The organism is Synechococcus sp. GFB01, from assembly GCF_001039265.1.
Lineage (GTDB): Bacteria > Cyanobacteriota > Cyanobacteriia > PCC-6307 > Cyanobiaceae > NIES-981.
The window spans coordinates 38,821-51,529 of record NZ_LFEK01000017.1; the positions used below are offsets into that span (position 1 = coordinate 38,821).

The following is a 12,709-nucleotide window of genomic DNA, read 5'->3' on the forward strand; positions in this document are numbered from 1 at the left end:
GCCATGAGCAATCATGATGTTGGCCGCGGCAGGGGTGGCATCGCAAAAGCTCTCGCTGGGGTCCAAGCCCGAACAAGGGTTGTGTCGATCAGCTCTGATCGCCTGTTCCCTCCCCATCAACAGCTTCTATTGGCTCAGTGCCTCCATGCCGGCGTCACGTTTACATCAATAGAGTCGCATCTTGGACATGATGGTTTTCTGTTCGAGCAGGGTCCGCTGGATCCCATACTGCGACAGTCGCTTGGCTGAAGGATGATCAAGGAGGTTGTTCAATACGGCCATCCTGATTCCGGCCACAAGGCCTGATCCTGTGCAGGCTTCACGCGTGATTGTCTTGCAACGACTGGGCAGTTCGCAGATCTGCAACCAGCTGCTCGTGAGTGGTTGAATGCAATGAAGGATCCGCGTTTGGCAGCCGTGTAGAAGTACTCACCCTGGCACTCTTGGCGTCGACGCTGTCCGCCGCTGGGCATGGCTGGCATGGAGCTCCCGCGCGGAATGGGGAAGCGGGGCGATTCCACCGATCACACGGAACAGCCGCCGTGTGGCGCCCGCTACTGGGGGGCCTCGAAGGCTGTGTGGTTTGAACCACACCACCGTCACTGGAGCTGGAGCTAGCAAGGTCAATATCCCCATGCACCTTCATGGTCGTTGCTCAGGATCATTGGCCTGCGGCTCTGGATCAGGCGCTCCCCCCTTCGACGACAACAGCCTGGCGATCGGCCATACCCCCTTGGTGCGGCTGAACCGTGTGCTGGGCCCCCTGGCACGCGCCACGGTCTACGCCAAGGTCGAGGGCCGCAACCCCGCCTATTCGGTGAAGTGCCGCATCGGTGCGGCGATGATCTGGCAGGCCGAGCAGGACGGTCTGCTCGGTCCGGGCAAGGAGATTGTCGAGCCCACCAGCGGCAACACCGGCATCGCCCTGGCCTTCGTGGCGGCGTCGCGCGGCATCCCGCTCACCCTCACCATGCCTGAGACGATGAGCCTGGAGCGGCGCAAGCTGCTGGCCGCCTTCGGCGCGCACCTGGTGCTCACGGAGGGTGCCAAGGGGATGCCAGGTGCGATCGCCAAGGCTCAGGAAATCGCCGGCTCCGATCCCGACCGCTACGTGCTGCTGCAGCAGTTCGCCAATCCCGCCAATCCCCGCATCCATCACGACACCACAGGTCCTGAAATCTGGGCTTCCACCGCGGGACGTTTCGATGTGCTGGTGGCGGGTGTGGGCACCGGCGGCACGATCACCGGCGTGAGCCGCTACATCAAGCAGACCCTCGGCCGGCCGCTCGTCTCGGTGGCGGTGGAGCCCCTGGAGAGTCCGGTGATCAGCCAGACGCTGGCGGGGCAGCCCGTTCAGCCTGCCCCCCACAGGATTCAGGGCATCGGCGCCGGCTTCGTGCCGTCCAACCTCGATCTCTCCCTTGTGGATCGGGTCGAGCAGGTGAATAGCGCCGAAGCCATGGATGTTGCCCGCCGCCTGATGCGGCAGGAGGGCATCCTGGCTGGCATTTCCAGCGGCGCTGCGGTGGCGGTGGCCTCACGCCTGGCCTGCGAAGAGGCCTTCGCCGGTCAGACGATCGTGGTGGTCTTGCCCGATTCCGGTGAGCGGTATCTCAGCACAGCTCTCTTTGAGGGGGTGTTCAATGACCAGGGACTGGTCCCTTGAATCAGGAGGGATGGGATCTGGCGGCGGTGGTCAGCCAGTTGCGGGAGTTCAGAGATCGTTGTCGGGGAGATGGCCGTACCTCCCCCCATCCGATGCCGCTGCCATCGCGGCAGGTGCTTACAGCTGTCGTCGACGACCTGGCGGCCGCCCTGTTTCCACAGCGCCTCGCCCTGCAGGCTGTCCGTCAGCCCGGCCAGGCCCTTCCCCAGGACAGCACGGACTATTTCGTGGGACACACCCTCGATACGTGCCTGCGCAGACTGCGCGACCAGATCCGGATCGAGCTCGCCACCCGGCTTGCGAGTCCAGGTGGGGAGGCAGGGATCGCTCACAGCAACGACATTCCGGCCGTCACAGGCTCTTCCCCGCGTCAGCTTCCCCAGGAGATTGAGCGTGATGCCTATGGAATCACGCGAGCTTTCGCCATGCAGCTACCTGCCATTCGTCGATTGTTGGATTCAGATATCGATGCGGCTTACCGGGGAGATCCGGCTGCACTGAGCCTGGATGAGGTCTTGGTGTGCTACCCGGGCGTGAAAGCGATCACTTCCCACCGCTTTGCCCATGCGCTGCATGGATTGGGCGCACCATTGGTGGCACGGATCATTGCGGAGAGTGCCCATTCCGCTACTGGCGTGGATATCCATCCCGGTGCGGTGATCGGTGAGAGTTTCTTTTGTGACCATGGCACCGGTGTGGTCATTGGTGGGACAGCTGTGATTGGCAAGCGTGTTCGCCTTTATCAGGCTGTCACGCTGGGTGCGAAATCGTTTCCGAAGGATGAGAAGGGCTACCTGGTGAAGGGAGTTCCACGCCATCCGATCGTGGAGGATGATGTGGTGATCTATGCCGGTGCCACGATTCTCGGCCGCGTCACGATCGGCAGGGGTGCTCAGATCGGAGGCAATGTCTGGCTGACCACCAGTGTCCCTCCGGAAACCACGGTCACGCAAGCCGCGCTCATCTCTGAGACGTTTGGTGAAGGCGGAGGCATCTGATTATTGGCACGGAGTCGTCATGCATAGAATGCATTTAGTTGCACGGAGTCTCTCGCCAGCTGGATGCTCAAGGCATGGGCGTAATGACGCCATCTGCCGTGGTGATGATCACCCTGATCGCCCAGTTGCGCCATTCGGTGTCTGCCCATTGATCGGCTCCCATTCCATGCTGCCCGCCCGTTACTGGTTGTCGAGGCTCGCCGTCCAAGTCGTTGGAACGCATGGCTTGTGACCTCCCATGGTTTGAGCTGATCGATCGACCTGTTTTCCCTCTTCTGCACCCATGACCGAATCCACTGCCACCCATCTGGCCCTCAGTGATGGGGCGGCTCGCCAGTTGGCGAATGCCACCAAAACGGTCCCGCAGCTTGCCTCGATCTCACCGCGTTGGCTGGTGCCCATGCTGTCGTGGGTGGGGGTCGAGGCCGGCATCTACCGCGTCAACAAGGTTCGTGATGAATCCCGCGTTCTCACGGCCTGCTCGCAGCGTGATGAGCGCGATCTGCCCGAGACCTTCGTCGACTACGAGCAACAACCACGTGAGTACTTTCTCAGCGCGGTCACCACGACTGTGGATATTCACACCCGAGTATCCGATCTCTACAGCAGCCCTCATGACCAGATCGAGCAGCAGCTTCGACTGACGATTGAGACAATCAAGGAGCGCCAGGAAAATGAATTGATTAACAATGCTGAGTACGGTCTCGTCCATAATGTTGCCAGCGGACAGCGTCTCAAGTCGATCAGCGGTCCACCAACCCCGGATGACCTCGATGAGCTGATCAGCAGGGTCTGGAAGCAACCCTCATTCTTCCTGGCCCATCCCCGCACGATCGCTGCCTTTGGTCGCGAATGCACACGCCGTGGCGTTCCGCCGCCGACCGTCAACCTCTATGGCTCTCAGTTCGTGACCTGGCGAGGGTTGCCGCTGATCCCAAGCGACAAGCTGAAGATTGCTAACGGCCGCTCTTCCATCCTGCTGCTGCGCACCGGCGAAGCAAGGCAGGGTGTTGTAGGGCTCTACCAGCCGAATCTTCCCGGAGAGAAGAGCATGGGGCTCTCTGTCAAATTCATGGGAATCAGCCGCAAGGCGATCGCGTCTTATCTGATTTCGCTGTACTGCTCAGTCGCAGTCCTGACGGAAGACGCCATCGGCATGCTTGAGGACGTTGAGATTGAGAAGTATCACCACTATGCCCATGAGTACCGTTGACCCCCGCGATCCGTTTGCGCTTGAGCTCGAGCCGGAACAGCTCGATCCATCCCTGGGCGCTCCCCATGGTCTGCCCTTGGGTTTCCCCGATCTGGCGGAGCTGACGGGTATGGCGCAGCGACTGTTCGGTGACTTCGGTGCTGATCACCTGCCGGCAAGCGGCGATGCAGCCGCTGCTGCCTTCCCCGCTGCCGAAGGGTTCATCCCAGTGGTCCCCCCCCTGGACATCGCGCCCCACCTGTTCGATCCCGCCTCTTCGCTGCGGCTCGATGCAGCCCAGCTCGACCCCGGTCGCCCTGAGAAGGCACGCGCTGGGGTGCCTTGGCATGACCCACCAGCCGCGCCACAACCCCTGGACCCTGACTACCTGCGGCGGCATTTTCCGATCCTGCAGGAGACCATCAGCGGCCATCCCCTGGTCTGGCTGGATAACGGCGCCACGACCCAGAAGCCTCAGGTGGTGATCGATCGCCTTCAGCAGTTCTACCGGCACGAAAACTCCAACATCCACCGCGGCGCCCACACACTTGCAGCGCGTGCCACGGATGCCTACGAACAGGCCCGCTCCGTGGTCGCACGGTTTCTGCATGCCTCCCGGAGCGAGGAGATCGTTTTTGTTCGCGGTGCCACCGAGGCCATCAATCTGGTGGCCCAGTCCTGGGGGCGGCGTCAGATCGAGGCCGGCGATGAGATCGTGATCACCGAGCTGGAGCACCACGCCAACATCGTGCCCTGGCAGCAGCTGGTCCAGGAGAAGGGCGCCAGACTGCGTGTGGCCCCAGTGGATGCCTCGGGCCAGGTGATCCTCGAGGAGTATGAGCGGCTGTTTTCCTCCCGCACTCGGCTGGCCGCTTTCACCCAGGTCTCCAATGCCTTGGGCACGATCACACCGATTGAGCCGATGATCGCGATTGCGCACCGCCATGGCGCCAGGGTGCTCGTTGATGGGGCCCAGGGCATCGCCCATATGCCACTCGATGTGCAGGCATTGGATGTCGACTTCTATGTGTTCTCGGGCCACAAGATCTATGCGCCCACGGGTATCGGCGTGCTCTTCGGCAAGCGTGATCTGTTGGAAGCCATGCCGCCCTGGCAGGGCGGCGGCAACATGATCCGTGATGTGAGCTTCGAGCGCACGCAGTTCCAGGATCCGCCCCACCGTTTTGAGGCTGGTACTGGCAATATCGCCGATGCGGTCGGCCTGGCATCTGCGCTCGAGTATGTCAGCCGTATTGGCATGCCTGCGATCGAAAGGGCGGAGCAGGAGCTGCTGGCGTACGCCACGCCCCGACTCCTGGAGATTCCTGGACTTCGGCTGTTCGGCTGCGCCGCGCATAAGGCCGGCGTGCTCTCCTTCACCATCGACGGACACCCCCCGGAGGCGGTGGGCTCCGCTCTCAACCGGCTGGGCATCGCCGTGCGGGCTGGCCATCATTGCGCCCAGCCGATTCTGCGGCGTTTCGGGGTGGAGAGCACGGTGCGGGCCACCCTCGCCCTCTACAACACCCGTGGTGATGTGGATGCGCTGGTGGCAGGTCTGCGGGCGATCGTCGGCCATGGTCCGACCCTGGCGCCCTGAGCCATCGATGCACCGTCCAGGATCACGCAAGTGTTCAGCTCTGCCGGATCCAGCGAGCAGCCCCGGCTTCCCTCACAGGAGGGGACCGGGGTGAAGGGTGAGTGGGGGTCTTGCGAGTTGGGTCGGATGCTGAACCGGCAGGCAGCTCAAGCTGACTGAAGATCGAGCTGGCGCTCCTTTGCGAAGAACCGCTTCCGCCAGGCCTCACCCTTATTCACCCAGATCCAATGCTCGCCATTGAGACGGTCGGCGTAGTAGCTCAGCTGTTCCAAAGTGATCTCATAACCGTGCTGCGCCGCAATCTCCAGAATCGCCTCGGGTGTCTGAACCCTGCGAAGCTTCTCCTGGATTTCGGTGCTGAATGATGCCAGTGCGGCGAACAGATAGAACTGGTCGGATGCCATGGCTGTGAAACTATCGTGAGCAGCCAAGATTATTCCGTCTATCGACCACCTGGAGTGGTTGTATTGACTTGGCCTTTGGAGCCTGGGAACACGCATCTGTGATCTGAATCCAGACTTCTGAGGTTGTTCTCCTGCAAGGTAAGAAGGCCTGAGGTGTGTCTCGATACAGGCTCCTGTTGTTTCCGAGCGGCTGATCACCCAAGGCAGGACGGTCGCCGACGTCCGCCGCGTCATCGAGGTGACGCAGCCGACCTGCCACCTCTGGCGGCAGCAGTAGGGTGGCAAGCTGGCGGAGGAGGNCAGGCGTATTGCGTCGTCGATCGCCACATGCACCTTCTCGTGGCAGGCGCCACGGGAACTGCCTTGACGGTGGTTGCCCATGATCCGCCACTGCCGTTACCGGGCATGAGTGCAAAGGGAAAGCCACATGTAGGCAGGGCGCAGGCTGATCCCGGCGGCAGAGGCAAGCCTTGCGGTAGGAACGCCGGGATGGGCGGTGACACCCCGTCTCTGGCGGCTTCACACCCCCGGGTCAGCTGAACAACGTCATGGGACTACACACGCAGGTGTTTTCAGGCACCTTCCGGAGCATCAGCCGAGAGAGAATCGTTCAGCTCTGGGTCCAATGTTCTGACAAATGAGGGAAGGAACTCCTCGATTGAGAGTTGCGGATCATGCTGCTTCCGATACCTGCGCTGTCGGCCACCGCTCTAGTGAGCGACGACATGTCTTCACTCGGNAAGTCTGGTTGCCTTTAGGGACCGTAACCTGTTGCAGCTGAGTGGATTTGTCTGTTATCAAGAAGCCGCAATAGGCTCCGATCTCGACCCTTATACGACGCACATCCCCTCCCGAATGCAGCACTCCGCGCAGTTGGCCCGGCTGATTCGTGAACTCGATTCATTGGGATCGANCCCGCCGCTGACACCCATTGCCGAGATCCTGAGTTCATGCAGACTAACGATTCAGGACGTCCGCGAATTCGTCCATCCGAACCCACGGCACTATCATCGAGCTCACTTGGTGCGCCGGGCAAACTACGAATTGCTGGCGATGACTTGGCTGCCTGGTCAGACCAGCCCGCCGCACGATCACACTNGGTCGGTGTGCGCCCTGCAGGTGGTTCAAGGCGAGGCAATTGAAACAGATTATAGCATCGGCGCAGATGGCTGCGTCCACTGGGAATACGAAACAAAGATCTACTCAGGGCAGGTGTCTGCTGGGCAGGATGCCGGGATTCACACGATCAGCAACCCATCCGATGCGGAGATACTGGTTACGGTTCATGTGTATTCCCCGCCGCTGGCGGACGTCCGGCAGTTCGTCACTCGGAGCGAACCACGGCCTCAGGCGGAATCCCCGCCGGATACGATTGCGGTCATCGGAGGCGGATTCTGCGGCACGATGACGGCCGCGAACCTGTTGCGGCAGCGGGCGGCGGACCGCATTGTGCTGATCGAACGGAGCGGCACCATTGGCGAAGGACTGGCCTACGGCACTCGAGAAGAGGCCCATTTGCTGAATGTGCCCGCCGCTCTGATGAGCGCGTGGCCGGACCAACCGAACCATTTCCTCGAATGGGCACGAGCGCGGAATCCNGGGGGCCGCCCCGACGATTTTCTGCCGCGGATGCAGTACGGAGAATATCTACGTGAGATCGTGCAGCGGGAAGCCACTGACACATCCGGCCGGCTCGACATCCGGCTCGACGAAGTCCGCCGGGTCATGCGTCATCCGGCTGGGGGCTGGATGGTCCACCTGAGGCGGGGAGCATCGCTGCGTGCCCGCGCCGTTGTGCTGGCGATTGGCCACCGCCTGCCGAACGACCCGCTCAGCAGCATCTGGGAGGGTACACGCGAGCGGTTCATCCCCGATCCGTGGCGTCCGTATGGTTTGAACGTTATCGAACCGCACGAACGCGTCGGTATCCTTGGCAGTGGCCTCACCGCGATCGACACGGTCCTCAGCCTGACCGAAACGGCGCGGACGGGGCCAATCACGTTTCTCTCCCGAAGCGGTCTGATGCCGCACGCGCACAAACGCAGTGCCGTCGTGCGCTGGGATGCCGCTACGTTCGTCGCGTCGCTCGTCCAACAACCCGTCTCCCTGACGAAGTTGTCGCATGCCATCCACATCGAAGCAAAGCGCTTGCTGCAACGCGGAGGCGACTGGCGTTCCATCATCGACGGGCTGAGACCGCATACGGTGGCTCTGTGGCAGCACCTGTCCCTGCGTGACCGGCAGCGGTTCATCGCGCGGCTCCGCCCGTTCTGGGAAATTCACCGCCACCGCATGGCTCCGCATATCGCGGATCGGATCGACGAGTTGATNCGCCGGGGGGTGCTCCAGAGGATCACGGCCAGGGTCCAGCGGGTCGTCGGTACTGCCAACGACGTAACCATGGACATTCTGGAGCGGGGCAATTCCACGCCCAGACCCATGACATTCGACTGGATCATCAACTGCACCGGCCCAGCGCCGTCCAACCGTTCTGATGCCAATCCTGTGATCGGCAGCCTACTGATCCACGGCTGGGTAACACGGGATGAACTTTCCCTTGGCCTCCAAACCGATGCCGCCGGGCGNTCGATCAGCGCAGCGGGCCAGCCTTTGCCCGATCTCTTCATCGTGGGCACGCTGCGCAAGCCACTGCTATGGGAATCGACCGCCGTGCCAGAGCTTCGCGTTCAAGCGGCTCACACCGCCCAGGCCTGCGTGCTGACGACGATCAACAAAAGCAAATAAAACTCGACTTGATAATGCACATGCAGCGCAGCGGGAGCGAGCCCTGCTCTCGATACAGCGTTTTCGTCTACGGCATGGACCNNNCCCCCCCCCCCCCCCCGTTCGATGTAGAACCCACAAGCTGACCTCCGGGATCTCGGTGCTGACTTATGCCAGTGCGGCGAACAGACAGAACTGGTCGGATGCCATGGCTATGACACTATCGAGAGGAGCCAGGATATTCCGTCTATCAACGACCGGGAATGGTGGTATTGACATGGCCTGTGGAGCCTGGGAACGCGCATCTGTGAGCTGACTCCAGACTGTTGAGCTTGTTCACCTGCAAGGCAAGCAGGCTTGAGGTGTGTCTCGATACAGGCCCCTGTTGTTAGAGCTACACCCATGTGCTGAGTGCGCCTATGGCCAGGCCGACTTCACCATTCCGGGCAGCCATTGGCGATGTCATTCAGGCGGCCTCGACTCATCTCCCTCGTCACAGATGTGCCTGGGGATACACCCGAGCCGCGTGACGATGACCCTTTGTAACCTAAGCCGGTAGGAGAACAGGGCTTGACTGACAATTCATTCGTGACCGGGCCACATGTCCGCGCTGCCTGGCGGCTGAATAGCCACCAATACTCTTGTGGTCTTGTCCACTTCCACCTCACACTCGGCTGCTGCCGAGACTTGTCCGTATCTGCCATGACCTACGACGCCTTTACCAGGGTTGTTGCACAAGCTGACTCCCGCGGTGAATTCCTCAATGCCGGTCAACTGGACGCACTGTCGTCCGTTGTCGGCGACAGCTTCAAGCGCCTTGATGCAGTGAATCGCATCACCTCCAATGCATCGAAGCTTGTCACCAATGCGGCTCGCGAGCTGTTCGATCAGCAGCCGGCTTTGATCGCGCCCGGCGGCAATGCCTACACCCATCGCCGCATCGCTGCCTGCCTCCGCGACCTCGACATTATCCTTCGCTACGTCACCTACGCCGTCTATCTGGGCGATGCCTCAGTGCTTGAGGATCGCTGCCTCAACGGCCTGCGGGAAACGTATCTGGCCCTGGGCGTGCCTGGTGCGTCGGTGGGTGAGGGTGTCCGGAAGATCAAGGATGCGGCCATCGAGCTGGTGCTCGACCGCAGTGGCATCACCCCTGGCGACTGCTCTGCGCTCGCTTCCGAGATCGGCACGTATTTCGATCGCGCCGCTGCAGCCGTCAGCTGAGTCGACTGCGTTCGCTTCACTTCACACTTCCCTTCACCTATCTGAGCCATGTCCAAAACCCCTCTCACGGAAGCCGTTGCCGCCGCCGACTCTCAGGGTCGTTACCTCAGCAACACTGAGCTCAACGCCGCCTTTGGTCGTTTCGAGCGGGCTGCCAACGCTCTGGCTGCCGCCAAAGCCCTCACAGCCAAGGCGGATGAATTGGTCAATGGCGCCGCCCAGGCCGTCTATGCGAAGTATCCCTACACCACTCAGCTGCAGGGGGCGAACTACGCATCGGATGCCCGTGGCAAGGCCAAGTGCTCCCGCGACATCGGCTACTACCTGCGTCATATCACCTACTCGTTGGTGGCTGGTGGCACGGGCCCTCTGGATGAATATCTGATCGCCGGTCTGGATGAGATCAACCGTGCCTTCGAACTGTCTCCTTCCTGGTACGTCGAGGCCCTGAACTACATCAAGGCGAATCATGGTATCCAGGGTGATCCTGGTGTGATCGCTAACAACTACATCGACTACGCGATCAACGCACTGGTCTGAGCCAACTCTCTCCCCTTTCCTGGGAGGGCTTCTTGATCATTGGCGCAACGTAAGGGAGGGGCTGGACCCCTCCCTTTTTCTGGCGTCAATGTTTGAGAGCGCTGAGCGATGCTGTGTCAATGNAAAGGGGATGGCCGCGTGACCATCCCCTCGTTAGTCCACGTAGCTCAATGTTCGAGCTATGCTTAGTTTGGCACAGAGTTCGTGATGCCGGCGTATAGTCAGGCACCCATCATGGTTGCGGGAGCGTCAACCAGTTGATCGGTCGGCGTGCTCTTCCGGTCGNTCAAGTCTATGTAGCCATGCAAGCCAGTTTCTGAACCTGACCCTGTCGTTGTGGCGGGAGCAACCTCTGCCAGCCACCACACTCGTCCAGGCTTCGAAGCGCTTCATGGGCCTCAATGCTGCAAGCCCTCCATCCGTCTTCTCTCCACGAGAGTCATATCCCCGACCATCCGAGTTCCTGCCGAGAACCGAGCATCGTGGGCTATCCGATGCACCCATCAGGCTCTCGGTGGCCCAGCTCAAGTGCCAGCTCGCGGCTTAACAGATCCGCCAGCTGTGTTGCTGCTGGCATGCATTCGGTGTTGTAGATGCGGAATGGCGGCCCATGCTTCTCGGAAGCGCAAACACATCCAGGGCTGCAACGTTTTGCAGCTTGTCGCCGGGGCGGCTGTTGGACTGGTTCCGCGCTTCAGGATCTAGTCAGGAGCCACGGGTCTGAGTCTGCACAACAACTGGCCACGCTGAAGGCTCGAGATCAGTTCGTGCAGGCGTGGATAGCTGCGCTTGCCATTGGCCTTTCTCAGCATGGCCATGCCGGTCAGAAAGATGCCGACCCCAAGGCCCACGGGTGCACTCACGATGCCCAGCGCCATGAGTAGTGTTGGNCCCAGATTGTTAGGCAGATCTGGTTGCGACATCACGCATGGAGCTTGTTTGGATTGCATCCTCCCCTCTGTTGTCGAGGCGCAGTGTGCGTGGACTCACACCCTCCAGCAGTTTTGACGACAAGGATGGGCTTCCCGGCAGTCAGCCACGCGCGACTCCATGGATCACCACTCTTCCGTTGACCTTGAAGGCCTGGGCCCCGATCCCACCCCCTGGGTGGTGAGCCTGCGGGAGGCCTCGCGCTTCTGGCTGCAGCTGGGGCTGGTGAGCTTCGGCGGGCCGGCCGGCCAGATCGCCCTGCTGCACCGCGAGCTGGTGGACCGCCGCCGCTGGCTCAGCGAACGGCGCTTTCTGCATGCCCTCAACTACTGCATGCTGCTGCCGGGGCCGGAAGCGATTCAGCTGGCCACCTACCTGGGCTGGCTGATGCATGGCGTGCCCGGCGGACTGATCGCGGGCGTGCTGTTCCTGCTGCCCTCGGTGTTCCTGCTCACCGCCCTGGCCNACNGGCTATGCCCTCTNGGGGCAGCTGCCGCTGCTGGCGTCGGTGTTTGCGGTGCTCAAGCCGGCGGTGCTGGCGATCGTGCTGGTGGCGGCCTGGCGGCTGGGCCGGCGCGCCCTGCACACGCCTCTGCTGGTCGGCTTCGCCGCCGCGGCGTTTCTGGCCCTGGCCGTGCTGCGGCTGCCCTATCCGCTCGTGGTGGCAGGGGCTGCCCTGTGCGGTCTGGTGGTGGGCCGCTGGCGCGCCGGGCTGCTGGTCGCTCCCGCCCATGCACCCCCTTCCGGTCATCGGGGCAGCGGCGCAGCCGCCGGCAGCGACCCCCTCGCCGCGGCGGAGCCGATTCACGGCGATCAGACCCCCACCCCGGCGCACGCCCGCTTCTCGCGGCGCCGCCTGGCGCTCACCCTGCTCGCCTGGGGACTGGGCCTGCTGATCCCCCTGGCGCTGCTCACCGCCGCCGGCGGCTGGAACGGCATCCTGCCGCTGATGGCCCGCTTCTTCAGCCGCGTGGCACTGCTCAGCTTCGGCGGGGCCTACGCCGTGCTGCCTTATGTGGCCCAGGGGGCGGTGGAGCAGTTCGGCTGGCTCTCGGCCGCCCAGATGGTGGATGGCCTGGCCCTGGGGGAGACCACGCCCGGGCCGCTGATCATGGTGGTGGCCTTCGTGGGCTTCATGGGCGGCTGGACCGGCAGCAGCGGCAGCTGGGGTCTGGCCGTGGCCGCCACCCTGGTCACGGTGTGGTTCACCTTCCTGCCGTCGTTCGGGTTCATCCTCGCCGGCGCTCCGCTGGTGGAGGCCAGCCGCGGCGACCTGCGTCTCGGCGCCCCGCTCACCGCGATCACGGCAGCGGTGGTGGGCGTGATCGCCAGCCTGGCGGTGTTCTTCGCCGGGCCGGTGCTCTGGCCTGAGGGCCGCTTCAGCACCGGCGCGGCGCTCGTGGTGGCGCTGGCGCTGGCGGCGCTGCTGCG

10 protein-coding genes and 1 pseudogene are annotated in these 12,709 nt (G+C 62.5%); 9 read left to right on the forward strand and 2 right to left on the reverse strand.

Annotation, left to right across the window (positions count from 1 at the left end):
• Window positions 1-634: 634 nt before the first annotated feature.
• Both cysK and epsC read left to right on the forward strand, forming a co-directional pair.
• On the forward strand, window positions 635-1,666 hold the full coding sequence (gene cysK / locus SYNGFB01_RS03500) for a cysteine synthase A (protein ID WP_082325844.1): 1,032 nt from the start codon (window positions 635-637) through the stop codon (window positions 1,664-1,666).
• On the forward strand, window positions 1,663-2,664 hold the full coding sequence (gene epsC / locus SYNGFB01_RS03505; protein ID WP_048016940.1) for a serine O-acetyltransferase EpsC: 1,002 nt from the start codon (window positions 1,663-1,665) through the stop codon (window positions 2,662-2,664). Before cysK ends, epsC begins: the two co-directional genes overlap by 4 nt.
• Window positions 2,665-2,731: 67 nt before the next feature.
• Here epsC and SYNGFB01_RS14495 read toward each other — a convergent pair whose 3' ends face one another.
• Window positions 2,732-2,887 (reverse strand): hypothetical protein, encoded by a 156-nt coding sequence (locus SYNGFB01_RS14495; protein WP_161795838.1) that lies wholly within the window; start codon window positions 2,885-2,887, stop codon window positions 2,732-2,734.
• A gap of 60 nt (window positions 2,888-2,947) precedes the next feature.
• On the opposite strand from SYNGFB01_RS14495, the gene SYNGFB01_RS03510 reads away from it, so the two are divergent.
• A complete protein-coding gene (locus SYNGFB01_RS03510) occupies window positions 2,948-3,877 on the forward strand; it encodes a family 2A encapsulin nanocompartment shell protein (protein WP_048016926.1) in 930 nt (309 codons plus the stop codon).
• A complete protein-coding gene (locus SYNGFB01_RS03515) occupies window positions 3,864-5,456 on the forward strand; it encodes a cysteine desulfurase (protein ID WP_235299906.1) in 1,593 nt (530 codons plus the stop codon). The genes SYNGFB01_RS03510 and SYNGFB01_RS03515 overlap by 14 nt, the downstream gene beginning before the upstream one ends.
• Window positions 5,457-5,602: 146 nt before the next feature.
• Here SYNGFB01_RS03515 and SYNGFB01_RS14500 read toward each other — a convergent pair whose 3' ends face one another.
• Complete coding sequence (locus tag SYNGFB01_RS14500) at window positions 5,603-5,860, reverse strand: Nif11-like leader peptide family natural product precursor (protein ID WP_048016927.1); 258 nt, start codon at window positions 5,858-5,860, stop codon at window positions 5,603-5,605.
• 873 nt (window positions 5,861-6,733) lie between these two features.
• On the opposite strand from SYNGFB01_RS14500, the gene SYNGFB01_RS03525 reads away from it, so the two are divergent.
• From SYNGFB01_RS03525 to SYNGFB01_RS03540, 5 genes and pseudogenes are all read left to right on the forward strand, one after another.
• Complete coding sequence (locus tag SYNGFB01_RS03525; protein ID WP_161795840.1) at window positions 6,734-8,605, forward strand: FAD/NAD(P)-binding protein; 1,872 nt, start codon at window positions 6,734-6,736, stop codon at window positions 8,603-8,605.
• Window positions 8,606-9,286: 681 nt separating this feature from the next.
• A complete protein-coding gene (locus SYNGFB01_RS03530) occupies window positions 9,287-9,808 on the forward strand; it encodes a phycocyanin subunit beta (protein ID WP_048016941.1) in 522 nt (173 codons plus the stop codon).
• 48 nt (window positions 9,809-9,856) lie between these two features.
• Window positions 9,857-10,348 (forward strand): phycocyanin subunit alpha, encoded by a 492-nt coding sequence (gene cpcA, locus SYNGFB01_RS03535; protein WP_048016942.1) that lies wholly within the window; start codon window positions 9,857-9,859, stop codon window positions 10,346-10,348.
• A 1,050-nt stretch (window positions 10,349-11,398) separates the two neighbouring features.
• Window positions 11,399-11,689 (forward strand): annotated as a pseudogene (locus SYNGFB01_RS15235) (chromate transporter); the annotation flags it as partial.
• Between the two features lie 97 nt (window positions 11,690-11,786).
• Window positions 11,787-12,709, forward strand: a 923-nt coding sequence (locus SYNGFB01_RS03540) for a chromate transporter (RefSeq protein ID WP_235299907.1), incomplete at its 3' end; no start/stop codon positions are given.